Annotated in this window: 14 protein-coding genes and 2 pseudogenes; 5 read left to right on the plus strand and 11 right to left on the minus strand. The window is 71.9% G+C overall.

The window, feature by feature from the left end; all coding sequences use genetic code 11:
• Positions 1-14: 14 nt before the first annotated feature.
• Entirely contained in the window at positions 15-635 is a 621-nt protein-coding gene (gene purN / locus GA0070611_RS18405; RefSeq protein WP_091665940.1) for a phosphoribosylglycinamide formyltransferase, read from the minus strand.
• A gap of 252 nt (positions 636-887) precedes the next feature.
• Between purN and GA0070611_RS32270 the strand changes: the two genes are divergently transcribed.
• Positions 888-1,505: a DUF4190 domain-containing protein gene (locus GA0070611_RS32270; protein ID WP_091665942.1), complete on the plus strand. Its 618-nt coding sequence runs from the start codon at positions 888-890 to the stop codon at positions 1,503-1,505.
• Between the two features lie 268 nt (positions 1,506-1,773).
• On the opposite strand, the pseudogene GA0070611_RS18415 reads toward GA0070611_RS32270, so the two are convergent.
• Positions 1,774-3,054, minus strand: a pseudogene (locus GA0070611_RS18415) (cell division protein PerM); the annotation flags it as partial.
• Between the two features lie 160 nt (positions 3,055-3,214).
• On the opposite strand from GA0070611_RS18415, the gene GA0070611_RS18420 reads away from it, so the two are divergent.
• A complete protein-coding gene (locus GA0070611_RS18420) occupies positions 3,215-3,484 on the plus strand; it encodes a hypothetical protein (protein WP_091665944.1) in 270 nt (89 codons plus the stop codon).
• Between the two features lie 58 nt (positions 3,485-3,542).
• On the opposite strand, the gene sucD is transcribed toward GA0070611_RS18420, so the two are convergent.
• The 4 genes from sucD to GA0070611_RS18440 form a co-directional block, all read right to left on the minus strand.
• Entirely contained in the window at positions 3,543-4,430 is an 888-nt protein-coding gene (sucD, locus tag GA0070611_RS18425; RefSeq protein ID WP_091665947.1) for a succinate--CoA ligase subunit alpha, read from the minus strand.
• Positions 4,431-4,432: 2 nt separating this feature from the next.
• Positions 4,433-5,611, minus strand: coding sequence for an ADP-forming succinate--CoA ligase subunit beta (sucC, locus tag GA0070611_RS18430; RefSeq protein ID WP_091665949.1), 1,179 nt, complete (start codon positions 5,609-5,611; stop codon positions 4,433-4,435).
• A 194-nt stretch (positions 5,612-5,805) separates the two neighbouring features.
• Positions 5,806-6,744 carry a hypothetical protein gene (locus tag GA0070611_RS18435; RefSeq protein WP_157740347.1) on the minus strand — a complete coding sequence of 313 codons (939 nt, stop codon included), beginning with the start codon at positions 6,742-6,744 and terminating at the stop codon, positions 5,806-5,808.
• A 590-nt stretch (positions 6,745-7,334) separates the two neighbouring features.
• On the minus strand, positions 7,335-7,739 hold the full coding sequence (locus tag GA0070611_RS18440) for a cobalamin B12-binding domain-containing protein (protein WP_091665954.1): 405 nt from the start codon (positions 7,737-7,739) through the stop codon (positions 7,335-7,337).
• 678 nt (positions 7,740-8,417) lie between these two features.
• Here GA0070611_RS18440 and GA0070611_RS18445 point away from each other — a divergent pair.
• Both GA0070611_RS18445 and GA0070611_RS18450 read left to right on the plus strand, forming a co-directional pair.
• Positions 8,418-9,130, plus strand: a pseudogene (locus GA0070611_RS18445) (M23 family metallopeptidase).
• Between the two features lie 250 nt (positions 9,131-9,380).
• A complete protein-coding gene (locus GA0070611_RS18450; RefSeq protein WP_091665959.1) occupies positions 9,381-10,160 on the plus strand; it encodes a M23 family metallopeptidase in 780 nt (259 codons plus the stop codon).
• 59 nt (positions 10,161-10,219) lie between these two features.
• Here the strand turns inward: GA0070611_RS18450 and pcrA are convergent, their stop codons facing one another.
• A complete protein-coding gene (pcrA, locus tag GA0070611_RS18455) occupies positions 10,220-12,625 on the minus strand; it encodes a DNA helicase PcrA (RefSeq protein ID WP_091665962.1) in 2,406 nt (801 codons plus the stop codon).
• 292 nt (positions 12,626-12,917) lie between these two features.
• On the opposite strand from pcrA, the gene GA0070611_RS18460 reads away from it, so the two are divergent.
• Positions 12,918-13,280 (plus strand): chorismate mutase, encoded by a 363-nt coding sequence (locus GA0070611_RS18460; RefSeq protein ID WP_091665963.1) that lies wholly within the window; start codon positions 12,918-12,920, stop codon positions 13,278-13,280.
• Between the two features lie 117 nt (positions 13,281-13,397).
• Here the strand turns inward: GA0070611_RS18460 and GA0070611_RS18465 are convergent, their stop codons facing one another.
• From GA0070611_RS18465 to GA0070611_RS18480, 4 genes are read right to left on the minus strand one after another with little or no spacing between them, the layout of a single operon-like run.
• Positions 13,398-14,414, minus strand: coding sequence for an ABC transporter ATP-binding protein (locus tag GA0070611_RS18465; RefSeq protein WP_091665964.1), 1,017 nt, complete (start codon positions 14,412-14,414; stop codon positions 13,398-13,400).
• A complete protein-coding gene (locus tag GA0070611_RS18470; protein WP_091665966.1) occupies positions 14,407-15,435 on the minus strand; it encodes an ABC transporter ATP-binding protein in 1,029 nt (342 codons plus the stop codon). The genes GA0070611_RS18465 and GA0070611_RS18470 overlap by 8 nt, the downstream gene beginning before the upstream one ends.
• Positions 15,436-15,460: 25 nt before the next feature.
• Positions 15,461-16,447, minus strand: coding sequence for an ABC transporter permease (locus tag GA0070611_RS18475; RefSeq protein WP_091665969.1), 987 nt, complete (start codon positions 16,445-16,447; stop codon positions 15,461-15,463).
• A complete protein-coding gene (locus GA0070611_RS18480; protein ID WP_091665971.1) occupies positions 16,440-17,366 on the minus strand; it encodes an ABC transporter permease in 927 nt (308 codons plus the stop codon). The genes GA0070611_RS18475 and GA0070611_RS18480 overlap by 8 nt, the downstream gene beginning before the upstream one ends.
• Positions 17,367-17,512: the final 146 nt, after the last annotated feature.

Genomic DNA, 17,512 nt, shown 5'->3' on the forward strand with positions numbered 1-17,512 from the left:
TCGCTGACGCTCGCTCATGGAACAGTGACCTTTCTGCCGGTGATCGTCCAACCTTCACGGACCAGCCGACCGACCTGCTCCACGAGCTGGCGTCGCTCGGCGGACTTGATGCGCTCGGTGAGCGTCTCCTCGTCGTCGTCGTCCAGCACCGGCACGGCGACCTGGGCGACGATCGGGCCGGTGTCCATCCCGGCGTCGACGAAGAACAGGGTGGCCCCGGTGACCTTCACCCCGTACGCGAGGGCGTCCCGGGGGCCGTGGATGCCGGGGAACGCCGGCAGCAGGGTGTTGTGCGTGTTGAGGTAGCGGTCGCCGAACGCGGCGAGGAAGTGCGGGCCGACCAGCTTCAGGAAACCGGCGCTGATCACCAGGTCCGGCTCGTGCTCGGCGACCCGGGCGGTGAGCGCCTTGTCCCAGTCCTCGCGGCTCGGGTGGTCCTTGACCCGCTCGACGAAGGCGGGCACCCCGGCCGCGGCGGCCCGGTCCAGGCCGGCGATGCCGTCCCGGTCGGCGCCGACGGCGACGACCCGGGCGCCGTACCCGGGGTCGGTGGCGGCGTCGAGCAGCGCCTGGAGGTTGCTGCCGGAGCCGGAGACGAGGACGACGAGGCGGGCGACGGACGCGGGCTCGGTCACGCCGCAACCCTATCGGGCAGGCCGGTGGACCCGGCGCTCGGGCGGCGGCGTCCGCGCGGGTGATCTTCCGGGTGGCGCGGGCACGATACGCTGCCGTCGCCCGGTGTCCGACCCACGGCCGGCCCGGCGTCGACATCGTGACCTCGGTTCCCGGGCCCCGTGTGCCGCGCGGCCTGCCGGTGCTGGGCGGAATGATGAGCGGCAGCACACCGACCACGGACCGTCGACCCCCAGTTTGAGGAGCACTTCGCAATGCAGCCCGGTTACCCCGGTCAGGACCCGTACGGCCAGCAGCCGCACCAGGACCCGACCGCCCCGAACCACGACCCGTACGCGCAGCCGCCGCAGGCCCCGCAGTACGGGCAGCAGCCCACCTCGGGCCAGCCGTACGGGCAGGACCCGTACGCCCAGCCGCCGCAGGCCCCGCAGTACGGGCAGCAGCCGACCTCCGGGCAGCCGTACGGGCAGCCGACCTCCGGGCAGCCGTACGGGCAGCCGACCTCGGGACAGCCGTACGGGCAGCAGCCCTACCAGGACCCGTACGCGCAGCAGCCGTACGGCGCCGCGCCGCAGTACCCGGCCGCCGGCTACCCGACCGGCCAGGGGCAGAACAACACGCTGGGCCTGATCGGCATGATCGCCGGCATCGTCTCCATCGTGTTCGCCTTCTGCTGCACCCCGCTGGGCATCATCGGCGGCATCGCCGGCGTGGTCCTCGGCGTGATGGGCCAGAAGAAGGTCCAGAGCGGCGAGGCGAGCAACGGCGGCCAGGCCAAGGCCGGCCTGATCTGCGGTGGCGTCGGCATCGTGCTCTCCATCATCAGCGCGATCGTCGGTGCCGCCATCAACCTGAACAACTTCGGCTCCTGAGCCGACCGGGAAAAGGGGGGTGCCGGCGCCGCCGGCACCCCCCTTTCGCGCATCCCACCCCGGCCCGGCCCGCGCCCGCCCCGCCCCGCCCCGACCCGACCCACGGTTGATCAAGGGGTTTGCGTCAGGGCATCGTCGAATCCTGACGCGAATCCCTTGATCAACTCAGCGGGGAGGGCCGTGCGGGGAGGGTGTGGTCCGGGGGTTCCGCGGTCGGGCGGGAAGAGCGGGCGGGGCGGGGCGGCCGGGGTGAGCGGGGCGGGGGGACGGCGCGGGTGAGCACCCGGGTGGCCGCCGCACCGAGCAGCGCGCCGGCGGCGACGACCAGGGTGGCCACCCCGGCCACCTGCCACCACACCGGGCCCATCTCGGCCAACCGGCCGCCGCCCAGCGGGCCGCCGGAGGCGGCGGCGGCCGCACCGAGCAGCAGCCCGGCCACCGGGCCGGCGAGCGCCGCCGGGACCAGCAACGCCGGCCAGCCGACCGTCGTCCGCTCCTCGGCGGCGATCCGCAGCAGCCGCCGGGCCAGCAGCCAACCGGCGGCCATCCCGGCCAGCACCGGCACCGCGAGCAGCGCCGCGCCCAGCCCTTCCACCGGCCCGCGCGGCAGGCCGGCGAGCAGCGGTACGGCCGGCAGCGCCCCCACCGACACCTCGCTGGTCCGCACGGCGGTGTCCGTGCCGACGGCGAACCCGGGCCCGAGCAGGTAACTGGCCGACCAGGCGGTGGCGTTCGGGGCGTACGCGAGGCTGACCAGGGTGACCCCGGCCTGACCGGCCACCCCGGTCCGGTACGCGCCGATCATGTCGGCCGCGTCACCGCCCCCGGTCGCCACGGCCAGCCCGGCCGCGCCGGCCCCCGCGCCCAGCAGCAGCAGCCCGGCCACCAGGCCGGTCCGCAGGCCGTCCCGCACCGGCGGCGGGGACCGGCGCGCCAGCAGCCCCGACACGCCGGTGGTCCGGACCGCGCCGATCAGCGCGCCGAACGCGCCGACGACCAGGCAGGTCAGCCCGGCCCGGCCCGGGGACACCCGCAGGCCACCGGCGCTGACGGTGACCGCGGCGGCGACGCCCGTCAGCGCGTACGCCAGGCCGACGGCGACCCCGACGGTGAGCGCCTGGCGCACGGACCGGCTGCCGCGCGCGCCGATCGCCCGGCTGGTGTGCACACCGGCCCGGCTGAGTCGCCAGAGGGCGAGCCCGGTCAACGCCAGCGGCACCAGGCCGAGCGGCCCGGCGGTGGTCTGCAACGGCACCCCGTGGCCGAGCAACCAGCCGGCGAGACCGGCGTGCAGCGCGCCGGCCAGCGAGCCGGCGTCCTCGCTCAGCTGGGCCAGGCCGAGCACCAGGGCGACCGGCAGCCACGAGGTCAGCGCCGCCCAGACGGCGGCCACCCCGGCGGCGACGGGCAGCGGGGCACGACCGCGCGGGGTCGCACCGGGCCGGCGCGCGGTCGCCCGGGAGGGCGGCGCGGCACGGCCGGCGGACCGGGCGTCGGCGCTGCCCCCGCCGGCGGTTCGGCGAGGCTGGTCGGGGGTGACGGGTGACATCGGGTTCTACTCTGGCACGCCGCGCCCACGGCGGCAGACCGATACCGCCCCCGGACCGTGGCGAGTTCCCTGATCCACGGGTTGAGCAGCCTCGTTCCGGTTTAGCCTCGGCCCAGGACGCGACCTTTCCCGTCGCGGCACCGACCGCTCGGAGGACGACGTGAACGCTCCGTATCCGCCGCCGCCACCGCCACCGGCGGCCGGCCGCGACCGGACCACCCTCTGGGGTGTCCTGGGCATCATCTTCGGCCTGTTGTGCTGCGGCATCCTGGGCATCGTCTTCGGCTACCTGTCGATCCGGGACGCCAAACGCTTCGGGAAGTCGCCCCTGCTCGGCTGGCTGGCGATCGCGTTCGGCGTCATCAACCTCATCGCCAGCGCGATCGTCCGGGCCCGCGGCAGCTACTACTACCCGTACTGGTACCGCTGAACGCAGGCGAGGGGGTCGACCGGATCCGGTCGACCCCCTCGGTACGTCAGTCCACCGCTCACCGGTTGGACATGATCTCCCGCATCAGCTTGGCGGTCTCGGTCGGGGTCTTGCCGACCTTGACACCGACCGCCTCCAGCGCCTCCTTCTTGGCGTCGGCGGTGCCCGCCGAGCCGGAGATGATCGCGCCGGCGTGGCCCATGGTCTTGCCGGGCGGGGCGGTGAAGCCGGCGATGTAGCCGACCACCGGCTTGGTGACGTTGGCCTTGATGAACTCGGCGGCCCGCTCCTCGGCGTCGCCGCCGATCTCACCGATCATCACGATGGCGTCGGTCTCCGGGTCGGCCTCGAACGCGGCCAGGGCGTCGATGTGGGTGGTCCCGATGATCGGGTCGCCGCCGATGCCGACGCAGGTCGAGAAGCCGATGTCGCGCAGCTCGTACATCATCTGGTAGGTCAGCGTGCCGCTCTTGCTGACCAGGCCGATCCGGCCGGAGCCGGTGATGTCGGCCGGGATGATGCCGGCGTTGGAGGCGCCCGGCGAGGCGATGCCCGGGCAGTTCGGGCCGATGATCCGGGTCCGCTCGCCCTTGGCCACGTTGTACGCCCAGAACGCGGCGGTGTCGTGCACCGGCACGCCCTCGGTGATCACCACGGCCAGGTCGATGCCGGCGTCGATCGCCTCGACGACCGCGCCCTTGGTGAACTGCGGCGGCACGAAAATGACCGTGACGTCCGCCCCGGTCTCCTTCATCGCGTCCGCGACGGAGGCGAAGACCGGCAGCTCGGTGCCGTCGAAGTCGACCGTGGTGCCGGCCTTGCGCGGGTTCACGCCGCCGACCACGTTGGTGCCGGCGGCGAGCATCCGCCGGGTGTGCTTGGAACCCTCGGAACCGGTCATCCCCTGCACGATGACCTTGGAGTCCTTGGTCAGCCAGATAGCCATTGTCAGACCCCCGCAGCTGCCAGCTCGGCGGCCCGCTCGGCCGCGCCGTCCATGGTGTCGACCCGCTGGATCAGCGGGTTGTTCGCGTCGTCGAGGATCGCCCGACCGGCCTCGGCGTTGTTGCCGTCAAGCCGGACGACGAGCGGCTTGGTGACCTCCTCGCCCCGCTGCTTGAGCAGGTCGAGCGCCTGCACGATGCCGTTGGCCACCGCGTCGCAGGCGGTGATGCCGCCGAAGACGTTGACGAAGACGCTCTTCACCGACGGGTCGGAGAGGACGATCTCCAGGCCGTTGGCCATCACCGCGGCGCTCGCGCCGCCGCCGATGTCGAGGAAGTTGGCCGGCTTGACGCCGCCGTGCCGCTCACCCGCGTACGCGACCACGTCGAGGGTGGACATGACCAGGCCCGCGCCGTTGCCGATGATGCCGACCTCGCCGTCGAGCTTGACGTAGTTGAGGTCCTTCTCCTTGGCGGCCTGCTCCAGGGGGTCCACCGACGCCTGGTCGACCAGGGCCTCGTGGTCCGGGTGCCGGAAGCCGGCGTTCTCGTCCAGGGTGACCTTGGCGTCCAGCAGCAGCAGCTTGCCGTCACCGGTCTTCGCCAGCGGGTTCACCTCGACCAGGGTGGCATCCTCGGCGACGAACGCCTGCCACAGCTTGACCGCGACGTCGACCACCTGGTCGGCGACCTCGGCCGGGAAGGCGGCCGCGGTCACGATCTCGCGCGCCTTGGCCTCGTCCACGCCGGTGTTGGCGTCGATCGGGGCCTTGACGACCTTCTCGGGGGTCTCGGCGGCGACCTGCTCGATGTCCATGCCGCCGGCGACGCTGGCGATGCAGAGGAAGGTGCGGTTCGCCCGGTCGAGCAGGTACGAGAAGTAGTACTCCTCGGCCACGTCCGCGGTCACGGTGATCATGACCTTGTGGACCGTGTGACCCTTGATGTCCATGCCGAGGATGTCGGTGGCCCGGGCCACCGTCTCCTCCGCGCCCTCGGCCAGCTTCACGCCGCCGGCCTTGCCGCGGCCGCCGACCTTCACCTGCGCCTTGACGACCACCCGGCCGCCGAGGCGTTCGGCGATCGCGCGGGCCTCATCCGGGGTAGTGGCGACGCCGCCGGCGAGCACGGGCAAGCCGTGCCGCTCGAACAGGTCCCGCCCCTGGTACTCGTACAGGTCCACGATTGCGCGTCCCGTCCCGTCTCCGCGGCGCGCCGTCGCGCCGCCACCAGCGTTGGAAAATCAGTTTGACGCCTGTCATCAGATGAGACAGGCCATTTGCCGCAGCCTAACGAGATGGGAACCGGGGGCAACCGAGCGGGTGCAGGGTGTGCGGTAATGCACAGCCGCCGGCGGGTCGGGTCAGCGGGTCGGGGTCAGCCCACCCGGCAGCGGCCGGCCGCGTACCCGGCGAGCGCCCGCATGATCTCCTCCTCGGACCGGTCGGCGAAGTTCAGCGTGGCGGTGAAACCGGTACCGAAGAACGCCTTCTGCAACCCTGAGTCCACCGCGGTGAAGGTGCCCAACCCGGAGCCCAGCCGCGGGTCGCGGGGCTTGACGCAGACCAGCTTCTCCAGCGACCAGCGCCGCGGGTAGATGTGGTCGATCGCGCCCCAGGGCAGCCAGACCGCCTGCCCCCGGGTCGGCCGGGACCTGATCCAGAGCCCGTCCGGGCCGACCGCGAGCACCGGGCCGCCGGAGGCGATCAGCCACAGCATGAACCCGAACTGCAACGCGAGGAGCAGCATCACCATCGGGATCACGAGCAGGACCCAGGGGCTACCGTCGTCGGCGGCGGCGATCGCGCCCATCGGGCAGGCCAGCACCAGGCCGAGGACCAGGATCACCGCCCCGAACACCAGGGCGCGCTTACGCACGTTCGGCCGGACCACGAACGGCAGGTCCTCCGGGATCCGCTTCGCGGTCACCGCCGCCGGCGGCTGCGGCCCGGTGGGGTACCCGGGCTGCGGACCCACGGGGTACGCCACCTGCTGCTGGCCTCCGACGTACCCCGGCGTCTGGCCTCCCGGGTACATCGGCTGCGCCCCCGGATACCCCGGCTGCTGACCACCCGGGTACATCGGCTGCGCCCCCGGGTACGGCGGGTGCTGGCCACCCGGGTAGGTCGGCTGGGGTCCGCCGGGGTGGGCCGGCCAGGCCTGGCCCGGCCCGTGCGGCTGGCCCGGCCAGGCCGCACCGGGCTGCGGCTGGGCCGGCCAGGTGCCGCCGGGCTGCGGCGGCGCCGCCCAACCGCCGGGCTGGGCGGCCGGCCACCCCTCGGGCGGGGTCGGGGACGGGTGGGACGGCTGGGTCACGGCGGGCTCCCGGGCGGGATCGTCGACCGCGGACGCGGTACGGGCAGCCACACGATACGACCCACTCCCCGACTCCGGCGGCCCCGCCGCCCCACCCGACGAACCCCGGGAAGAAGCCTTCGGCGCGTTTCCGTTCATCGGGCGACCACAAACGCACCCGGACCCGACGGACGGGGTGGCGCGGGCGCCCCTGAGTGGAACGCCATGGACATCAACGGTGGCCGGTGACGTCCACCGACGGGTTGGGGCAGCGCGTCGGACGGCCCGGGGAGCAGGAGGTACGCGGTCGGGCTCGACGCCCGGCGCAACCGTGGGTCCGAGGGACGGTCGACGGGATCCGGCAGGCCGGCGGCGGGCGGCCGACGAGGCCCCCGCTCAGCCGTCCGGGGGATCTTCACGGCCGGGCGTAACCCCCTGCGGAGGGCGTCGTTGAGTCTGATGTCGGAGCGCTGATCAGCGCGATGACAGAGACGGCCGATGCCCTGTCGGTCGAGGGGTGGCGGCGGGGCATCGTGCATAGAGGGGCCGGGCGTGTGAGGGGTGCGTCCGGCCCCTCACTCTGTCTGCCTACCGGCCGACGCGGCCGACGGTCAGGCGACCGGCTGGGTGACGTTGCCCCGGACCCACTCCACGATGGCCTGGGTGGTCGCGCCCGGGGTGAAGATCTTCGCCACGCCGAGTCGCTCCAGCTCGGGGATGTCGGCGTCCGGGATGATCCCGCCACCGAAGACCACGATGTCGCTGGCGTCGCGCTCGGCGAGCAGCTCCAGCACCCGCTTGAAGAGGGTCATGTGCGCACCGGAGAGCACCGAGAGGCCGACCGCGTCGGCGTCCTCCTGGATCGCGGTCTCCACGATCTGCTCCGGCGTCTGGTGCAGGCCGGTGTAGATGACCTCCATGCCGGCATCGCGCAGGGCACGCGCGACCACCTTCGCGCCCCGGTCGTGGCCGTCCAGGCCGGGCTTCGCGACGACGACCCGGATACGAGAGCTCATCAGCGCACACCTTTCGCCGGTCAGGGCACTCCTCACCTGAACGAACGGTAACCCGACCGTCCCGGAGCCGGAAACCCGGGCTGCACCCCTACTCCCCGGGAGCGTATCGGCAACCCGGCGACCGGAGGCCGGACCGGCGACCCCGGACCGACAGCCGGGACGGCGGCCCCCGGACCGGGGACCGGGCGACCCGGCGGCCGGGGACACCGCGGCCGGGGACACCGCGGCCGGGCGGCGCCGGACGGATTCCCGACAGGTGCGCGGCCGCACCACCGACCCACCGACCCCGGCTCACCGATGCCCGGTCTGCCGCGCTTGCGGCGACTCCGGGACCGGGCCGGACGAGGCCGCACGACCGCCCGGAATGATCTTTGCCTCTACCGTCGAGGGCCCGGTCGAGGGAAGCCGGACGCCTCCGCCGTTCGGTCACTGTCCGCGACGAACGGGCAGTTACCGGGCCCCCCAACCGGGGGCACGAGCTATGACAAGAAGGGACGGAAACGGACAGAAAGAAACGCCAATTCGGCGCTTCGGCTTGTGACTGGAGTGGCGGTTGGCTAACGTGTCCACGGTTGTCATCAGGTCCACGGACGGGTGACGACGCGGCCACCGGACGTTCGACGGAGCTTCACCGAACGGCTGGCGGTCGCATCGGATCCCCGACAACGGAGGGTGTGCGTGCGCCAGCGCCTGTCGTCTGAGCCCGATAGATATCGCGGCCGCCGCCGCGTACCCACCCCCCGCGGAGCCGCTACGCGGCGGTCGTGACCACCGCGTTCGTCGGAGCCGGTCTGGTCGCTCTCGGCGCGAACGCGCTGCCGGACGCCAAGAGCGTCAACCCCTCGGTCCTCGACGAGCTCAAGCAGGCGTCGATCACCAGCCAGGACGTGGCGGCCCGCGGCGACTCCGCCGACCGCGCCACCCGTGACAGCCGGGCGGAGAGCAAGTCCTCCACCGAGCAGGACGTCTGGCTGCTCCCCCTGCACGGCTACGACTTCAACTCGCCCTACGGCATGCGCTGGGGCAAGCTGCACACCGGCATCGACCTGGTCGCCCCGGAGGGCACGCCCTACGTGGCGATCCACGACGGCACGGTCACCAAGGCCGGCTGGTTCGGCGGCTACGGCTACGCGGTGATCGTCAAGCACGCGGACGGCAGCGAGGCCATCTACGGTCACTCCTCGGCGGTCAACGTCAAGGAGGGCCAGCAGGTCAAGGCGGGCGACCAGCTCGGCCTGGTGGGCAACACCGGCCACTCCTACGGTTCCCACCTGCACCTCGAGGTCCATGTCAACGGGCAGCCGCTGGACCCGGTGCCGTGGCTCGCCGAGCGCGGAGTGGACATCAAGCTGCAAGTAGAGGCAATCTACGGCGACGTAGCCGCCTCCTGACGCTCCGTATCGACCGTTCACCGCCCGGATCATTCGATCCGGGCGGTTTTCGTTGCGCCGAAGTCTGCCGGGTCACACCCACGAATGTGAGCGGGCGCACACCACTGGATGATCGTCTTGCGCCGCGAAAGCCCCAGCCGGGCAGGAGGCGGGCACCGGGGCGCGGGACACCGCCGCCGGACCCTGGAGTCACTACCCGCCGGCGATCCGGCTGACACCAGTATTTCCAGGTCACGTGCCCCCTCGACTGATGAAGGTCCCCGTGCAGGAAGACAGCTCCATCCAGAACGAGAACACTCAGGACATCCCCGCCCGGCACCGGCTGCGCAAGCGCCCGGGCCGGCGTACCGCATACCTGGTCATCGGCGCCGCCGCCCTCGTCGGCCTCGGGCTCGGCGGGGTCTCCGTGGTCACGACCGACCACGACACCCCGACGCCGGCCGCGGTCGACTTCGACGCCCGGGCCCGCGCCGAGGCCGCCGCGCGCGCCGACCGCTCGGCCCGCGAGTCGACCGCGCCGGTCACCCCGTCCGCCACCCCGGCCAGCCCGTCGCCGAGCCCCAGCAAGGCGAGCCCGAAGCCGACCCGGACCGTCACGCCGAAGCCGAAGAAGACCAGCAAGCCGAAGCCCCGCTGGGTGATCCCGATGAAGGGCGCCGAGATCACCTCGTGCTTCGGCCCCCGGTGGGGCACCCAGCACGCCGGCATCGACTTCGCCATGCCGGCGGGCACCCCGATCCACGCCGCCTTCGCCGGCACCGTGGTGAAGGCCGGTGACGCCGGCGACGGGTACGGCAACTCGGTCTTCATCGACCACGGCAACGGCTACCTGACCCACTACGCGCACCAGAGCAGCCTCAAGGTCAGCGTGGGCGACAAGGTCAGCGCCGGCGAGGTCATCGGGTACGAGGGCGCCACCGGCGACGCCACCGGGCCGCACCTGCACTTCGAGGTGCACAAGGGCGCGATGTGGAACCAGATCGACCCGGCGCCGTTCCTGCGCGCCCGGGGCATCGACGTGGCCTGCTGACGGCCACGGCACGAGGAAGGGCCCGGTCCGGCGATCCGCCGGGCCGGGCCCTGCCGTCGTCAGAGCTTGTCGATCGGGGCGTGCCGGAGCACCAGCCACATCGTCTGGTCACCGAAGTCGATCTGCGCCCGGGCACCCGGGCCGTGCCCCTCGACCGCCAGCACCCGGCCCAGCCCGTACCGCTGGTGGTTGACCCGGTCCCCCACCGCGACCTTCGGCGCCTGCTTCAACTCGCTCGCCGTGGCCAGCCTGCTGGCGTCCACGCCGAGCCGCTTGGCGAGCTGGGCCGCCTTCGGCGTACCCCCGGTGAAGGTGCCACGCCCGCCGGGCGCGCGGTCCGCGCGGCCGCCGACGCCGCCGCCCCCACCACCCCACGAGGTGTACGAGCCCTCGGTGCGCTCCCAGCGGACCAGCTCCGGCGGCAGCTCCTCCAGGAAGCGTGACGGCGGGTTGTACGCGGGCTGCCCCCAGGCCGACCGGGTGACCGCCCGGGACAGGTAGAGCCGCTGCCGGGCCCGGGTGATGCCGACGTACGCCAGCCGGCGCTCCTCCTCCAGCTCCCGGGTGTCGCCGAGCGAGCGCAGGTGCGGGAAGACCCCGTCCTCCAGGCCGGTCAGGAAGACCACCGGGAACTCCAGGCCCTTCGCGGTGTGCAGCGTCATCAGGGTGACCACGCCCTGGTGGTCGGGGTCGTCGCTGGGGATCTGGTCGGCGTCGGCGACCAGCGCCACCTGCTCCAGGAAGCCGGCCACGGTGGCCCGTTCGTCGTCCTCGCCCAGCGCCTCGATCCGCTCGGTGTACTCGCGGGCGACGCTGACCAGTTCCTGGAGGTTGTCCACCCGGCCGGCGTCCTGCGGGTCGAGGCTCTCCTCCAGCTCGGTGAGGTAGCCCGAGCGGGTCAGCAGCGCCTCCAGGACGTCCTCCGGGGTGCCGGTGGCGGCCAGCTCGCGCGCCGAGTCGAGCAGCGCGACGAACTCGGCGATGCCGTTGGCGGCCCGGGTGGAGATGCCGGGTGCGTCCTTGGCCCGGCGCAACGCCGCGCCGAAGGAGATCCGGTCCCGGCTGGAGAGCGCCTCCACGCACGCCTCGGCCCGCTCGCCGATGCCCCGGCGCGGGGTGTTGAGGACCCGGCGCAGGCTGACCGTGTCGTCGTCGTTGACCACCGCGCGCAGGTAGGCCAGCGCGTCGCGGACCTCCTTGCGCTCGTAGAAGCGCACCCCGCCGACCACCTTGTACGGCAGGCCGACCCGGATGAACACCTCCTCGAAGACCCGGGACTGGGCGTTGGTGCGGTAGAACACCGCCACGTCGCCCGGGCGCGTCTCGTCGGCGTCGACCAGCCGGTCGATCTCCCGGGCCACCCAGTCCGCCTCGGCGTGCTCGGTGTCGGCCACGTACCCGACGATCTGCTCGCCCGCCCCGGCGTCGCTCCACAGCCGCTTGGGCTTGCGGGAGGTGTTGCGGTCGATCACCGCGTTGGCCGCGTTGAGGATGGTCTGGGTGGAACGGTAGTTCTGCTCCAGCAGGATCGTCCGGGCGTCGGTGAAGTCCCGCTCGAACTCCAGGATGTTGCGGATGGTCGCGCCGCGGAACGCGTAGATCGACTGGTCGGCGTCGCCGACCACGCAGAGCTCGGCGGGCGGGATCCCCTCGGTGCCGGAGACCAGCTCCTTGATCAGCACGTACTGGGCGTGGTTGGTGTCCTGGTACTCGTCGACCAGCACGTGCCGGAACCGGCGCCGGTAGCTCTCCGCGACGTGCGGGTGCGACTGGAGCAGGTGCACCGTCGTCATGATCAGGTCGTCGAAGTCGAGCGCGTGCGCCTCGCGCAGCCGCCGCTGGTAGAGCGTGTACGCCTCGGCCAGCGCCCGCTCGTTGGGCCCCTTGGCCCGGCCGGCGAACTCCTCCGGATCGACCAGCTCGTTCTTCAGGTTGGAGACCTGGGCGGCGAGCCCCCGGGCCGGGTAGCGCTTCGGGTCGAGGTCGAGCTCGCGGACGACGAGCTGCATCAGCCGGCGCGAGTCGTCCGCGTCGTAGATCGAGAACGTCGACTTCAGGCCGGCGTGCTCGTGCTCGGCACGCAGGATCCGGACACAGGCCGAGTGGAAGGTCGAGACCCACATCAGCCGGGCCCGCGGGCCGACCAGGGCGGCCACCCGCTCCTTCATCTCACCGGCGGCCTTGTTGGTGAACGTGATCGCGATGATCTCGCCCGGGTGCACGTCCCGCGCACCGAGCAGGTAGGCGATCCGGTTGGTCAGCACCCGGGTCTTGCCGGAGCCGGCCCCGGCCACGATCAGCAGCGGGGAGCCGGCATGGGTGACCGCGTCCCGCTGGGGGCCGTTCAGGCCGTCCAGGAGGGCCTGCGGGCCCGGCCGGGCCGGCGGGGTCGGGTCGCGGCGCGGCGGGGTCGGCTGGGGCTCCGGCGCGGGCGGGGACGCGGGGATGTCGAAGAGAGGATGCATCGCAGGGCGAGTCTATGCCGCCGGGCGGACATCTCCGACGCGCGCGGCCCGAGCGGAGAGGGCGGCGTCACGTCCCACCTGTTGGCGGGATTCCTTGCGCCGGCCGCCCACCGGTCGGCATACTCGACGACGTGTTCGATCAGCGCTTCTACTTTTACTACGGCACCGGGAGTCCGGCAGCCGTGGGTCGCGCCTGATCACAAGACCTGCGAAACGCCCCGGGCTCGGAGAGCCCGGGGTTTTTTCGTCCCGGGATCCGGGCACCGGGCCCGACACCCTGAGGGGTACGACGATGATGACTGACGTGGTGGAGTCCAGCGGTGGCCTGGCGCGGCCCGACGGGGCGAACGGCGCCGACGGCGCGAACCCGACCGGCGCCGCGGCGGCCCGGACCGGCACCGACGACTCGGCGGCGGCGGAGCGGATCACGGCCATCCGGGAGCGGATCGACGAGATCGACCGCACCGTCATCGCGCTCTGGCAGGAGCGGGCCGCGCTCTCCCAGGAGGTGGGTGCGACCCGGATGGCCTCCGGCGGCACCCGTCTCGTGCTCTCCCGGGAGCGGGAGATCCTGGAGCGGTTCCGGCAGGCCCTCGGTGCGGACGGCACCCAGTTGGCGCTGCTGTTGCTGCGGGCCGGCCGCGGCCCCCTGTGAGGCTGCGGGCGGCCCGTGTCCCACCGGCGCGGCCGTCGACGCCCCGGGCCGTACCGGCCGGAAACGACGAACCGCCTGCCGACGTCGGGCTGACGTCGGCAGGCGGTCCGGGTGGGATCAGGCCACCTCGTGGGTGGGCACGATCTCCCGCGGCTTGGCGAAGTGGCAGGCGCTCGGGTGGTCCGAGCCCTGCCGGATCTGCAGCAGCGGGACCTCCTGGGCGCAGACGTCCTCCGCCTTCCAGCACCGGGTGCGGAACCGGCAGCCCGAGGGCGGGCTCACCGGCGAGGGGACGTCACCGGTGAGCCGGATGATCGCCTTGTTGTCCCGCAGCGTCGGGTCCGGCACCGGCACGGCCGAGAGCAGCGCCTGGGTGTACGGGTGGGTCGGCCGCTCGTAGATCTCGTCCTCGGTGCCGATCTCCACCATCTTGCCCAGGTACATCACCGCGACCCGGTCGGAGAGGTGGCGCACGACCGACAGGTCGTGGGCGATGAAGACGTACGACAGGCCGAACTCCGCCTGGAGCTTCTCCAGCAGGTTCATCACCTGGGCCTGGATGGAGACGTCCAGGGCCGAGACCGGCTCGTCGCAGACGATGACCTCGGGCCGCAGGGCGAGCGCCCGGGCGATGCCGATGCGCTGCCGCTGACCGCCGGAGAACTGGTGCGGGTACCGGTTGATGTGCTCCGGGTTCAGGCCGACCAGGTCCAGCAGCTCCTTGACCTTGCCGCGCCGGCTGCCGCGCGGGGCCACCTCGGGGTGGATCTCGAACGGCTCGCCGATCAGGTCACCCACCGTCATCCGGGGGTTCAGCGAGGTGTACGGGTCCTGCATCACCAGCTGGATCTGCCGGCGCAGGCGCCGCAGCGCGCCGCCGGAGAGCTTGGAGATGTCCTGGCCCTTGTAGAGCACCTGACCGGCGGTCGGCCGCTCCAGGTTCATCAGCACCCGGGCGAGGGTCGACTTGCCGCAGCCGGACTCGCCCACCACGCCCAGCGTCTCGCCGGCCTTCAGCTCGAAGGAGACGCCGTCGACTGCCTTGACCTGACCGATGGTCTTCTTGAACACCACGCCCCGGGTCACGGGGTAGTGCTTGACCAGGTCACGGACCTCGATGATGTTCTCAGTCACGGTTCACGAGCTCCTCGGCGAAGTGGCAGGCGCTGGCCCGGGCGCTGCCGAGCTGCAGCAGCGGGGGCACCTTCTCCCGGCACACCGGCTGCGCCATGGGGCAGCGCGGGTTGAACGGGCAGCCCGGCGGGATGTTCATGAGGTTCGGCGGGAGCCCCTTGATGGTACGGAGCTCCTGACCCTTCTCGTCCATCCGCGGAATCGAGTTGAGCAGGCCCAGGGTGTACGGGTGCGCCGGCTTGGCGTACAGGTCGTACACGTTGGCTTCCTCGACGATCCGGCCGGCGTACATGACCGCGATCCGGTCCGCGACGTCGGCGACCACGCCGAGGTCGTGGGTGATCAGGATCATGCCCATCTGCCGCTCCCGCTGGAGCTCGCCGAGCAGGTCCATGATCTGGGCCTGCACGGTCACGTCCAGCGCGGTGGTCGGCTCGTCCGCGATCAGCACCTCCGGGTCGAGCGCCAGCGACATCGCGATCATCGCGCGCTGCCGCATACCGCCGGAGAACTGGTGCGGGTAGTTGCTGAACCGACCCTTGGCGTTCGGGATCTTCACCTGGTCGAGCATCTCGATCGCGCGCTTCTTGGCGTCCGAGCGGCTCATGCCGCGCCGGATGCGGAACTGCTCGGCGATCTGGAAACCGACGGTGAAAACCGGGTTGAGGGCGGAGAGCGAGTCCTGGAAGATCATCGCAATGCCTTCACCCCGGATCCGACGCCGCTGCTCGGCGGACATCTTGAGCATGTCCTTGCCGTGGAAGCGGATCTGGCCACCGGTGACGAAGCCGGGCGGGGTGTCGAGAATGCCCATGATGGTCTGCGCGGTGACGCTCTTGCCGGAGCCGGACTCGCCGAGCACGGCGAGGGTCTCCCCCGCGTCGACGTGGTACGTCACCCCGTTGATGACCTTGGCGACGCCGTCCCGGGTACGGAACTCCACCCGCAGGTCGTCGACCTCGAGCAGTCGGCCGGAGGGGCGACCGGATCCGTCGGCGCCCGGTGCGGACTGCTCGGACACGAGAATGTCGGACAACTCAGTTCCCCTATCGGAGCTTCGGGTCGAGGGCCTCGCGGACCGCCTCGCCGAGCATGACGAAGCTCAGCACCGCGGCGACGAGGAACGCGGAGGGGAAGAACAGCAGGAACGGCGAGACCCGGATGTAGTTCTGCGCCTCGCTGATCATGATGCCCCAGGACACGACGGGGGTCTTCAGGCCGATGCCCAGGAAGGACAGGGTGGCCTCGGCGCCGATGAACGAGCCGACCATGATCGTGCCGTAGACCAGCAGCGGGGCCAGGCAGTTCGGCAGCAGGTGCTTGAGGATGATCCGGCCGGTGCTGGCACCGAGCGCGCGGGCCGCCACGATGTAGTCGGCCTCCTTGGTGGCGAGCACCGAGGAACGCATCAGCCGCATGGTGACCGGCCAGCTCAGCACGGTCAGCGAGAGGATCACCAGACCCATGATCTGCCACTCGCTGTTGTCCGTGCCGGCACCGTTGAAGGTGGTCAGGATGACGATCGAGCCGAGCACGAACGGCAGGCCGAAGAAGATGTCCGCGACCCGGGAGAGGACCGCGTCCACCCAGCCACCGCGGTAGCCGGCGATGATGCCCATCGCGCCACCGATCAGCAGCGTGCCGAGGGTCGAGAGCACCGCCACCACGATCGAGGCGCGGGCACCGTAGATCACCCGGGAGTAGACGTCCCGGCCCTGCACGTCGTAGCCGAACCAGGCGTCGCCGCCCGGCTCGACCCGGCTGCGCGAGAGCGCGCCGTTGACGGCGTCGCCGGAGGTGAAGAGCTGCGGGAACGCGGCCATCACCAGGAACACCAGGATGACGATGGCGGAGATCCAGAACAGCGGCTTGCGGCGCAGGTCGCGCCAGGCGTCGCCGAGCAGGCCCCGGGGCTTCTGCTGCTTCTGGGCGCTCTCCGGCAGGCCGGCGTTGGTGGGCGCGCCGGAACCGGCCTCGGTGGGCATGGTCGCGGGCGGCGTCGAGACGATCGACGCGGTACTCGGGTCACTCATAGCGGATCCTCGGGTCCAGGGCGGCGTAGAGCAGGTCCACCAGCAGGTTCATCAGCAGGTAGACGAGCACCAGGACCACCACGATGCCGACAACGGTAGCGCTCTCCTTCGTCACGATGGCCCGCAGCACCTGGCGGCCGATGCCGTTGATGCCGAAGATGCCCTCGGTGACGATGGCGCCGCCCATCAGGGCGCCCAGGTCGGTGCCGAGCAGGGTGACGACGGGGATCAGCGAGTTGCGGAGCAGGTGCACGCCCACCACCCGACGCATGGGCAGGCCCTTGGCGATGGCGGTACGCACGTAGTCGGCGCGGCGGTTCTCCGCGATGCTGGTCCGCGCCACCCGGGCGATGTACGCCATCGAGGCGCTGCCCAGCACGAAGCCGGGAAGGATCAGCTCGGAGATCCGCATCTCGTTCGAGACGGTCGGGGTGACGATGCCCCACTTGACGCCGAACAGCCACTGGAGCACGAAGCCGATGACGAAGACCGGCAGCGCGATCAGGAAGAGGGTGGAGATGAGGACCAGGTTGTCCAGGAAGCCGTTGCGCCGCAGACCGGTCAGCACGCCCGCGCCGAGACCGATGACGGCCTCGATGATGAGCGCCACCATCGCCAGCTTCAGGGTGTTCGGGTACGACGTCGCGATGATGTCGCCGATCTGGCGACCGCTGAACGTGGCACCGAAGTCACCCTGGAAGAGGTTCTTCATGTAGCTGGCGTACTGCACCCAGATCGAATCGTTGAGATGGTATTTCTCAGTCATCATGGCCCGGAAGTTCGGCGGGCAACCACGGTCGCCGCACTTGCCGGCGAAGGGGTCGCCGGGCACCGACCAGACGAGCCAGTAGATCAGGAACGTCGTACCGATGAAGACCGGCACGAGTTGCAGTAGCCGTCTCAACAGATAACGGCCCATGGGGTGGTCCTCCAGACAGGGGGCGCGTCGGACGGCCGACACGATGGTGGCAGACGTGGCGAGGGGTCCGTTGTACACCCCCTCGCGGAACGGCCCCGGGTCGGGCTCACCTGTTGGCGAGCCCGACCCGGGGTCAGACCGTTCGG

Source organism: Micromonospora auratinigra (assembly GCF_900089595.1).
GTDB classification, from domain to species: domain Bacteria; phylum Actinomycetota; class Actinomycetes; order Mycobacteriales; family Micromonosporaceae; genus Micromonospora; species Micromonospora auratinigra.

Coding starts and splice junctions, on each gene's coding strand:
- GA0070611_RS32270 (WP_091665942.1), top strand. CDS start 888: ATGCAGCCCGGTTACCCCGGTCAGGACCCGTACGGCCAGCAGCCGCAC.
- sucD (WP_091665947.1), bottom strand. CDS start 4,430: ATGGCTATCTGGCTGACCAAGGACTCCAAGGTCATCGTGCAGGGGATG.
- GA0070611_RS18440 (WP_091665954.1), bottom strand. CDS start 7,739: ATGAGCTCTCGTATCCGGGTCGTCGTCGCGAAGCCCGGCCTGGACGGC.
- GA0070611_RS18450 (WP_091665959.1), top strand. CDS start 9,381: ATGAAGGTCCCCGTGCAGGAAGACAGCTCCATCCAGAACGAGAACACT.
- pcrA (WP_091665962.1), bottom strand. CDS start 12,625: ATGCATCCTCTCTTCGACATCCCCGCGTCCCCGCCCGCGCCGGAGCCC.
- GA0070611_RS18460 (WP_091665963.1), top strand. CDS start 12,918: ATGATGACTGACGTGGTGGAGTCCAGCGGTGGCCTGGCGCGGCCCGAC.
- GA0070611_RS18475 (WP_091665969.1), bottom strand. CDS start 16,447: ATGAGTGACCCGAGTACCGCGTCGATCGTCTCGACGCCGCCCGCGACC.
- GA0070611_RS18480 (WP_091665971.1), bottom strand. CDS start 17,366: ATGGGCCGTTATCTGTTGAGACGGCTACTGCAACTCGTGCCGGTCTTC.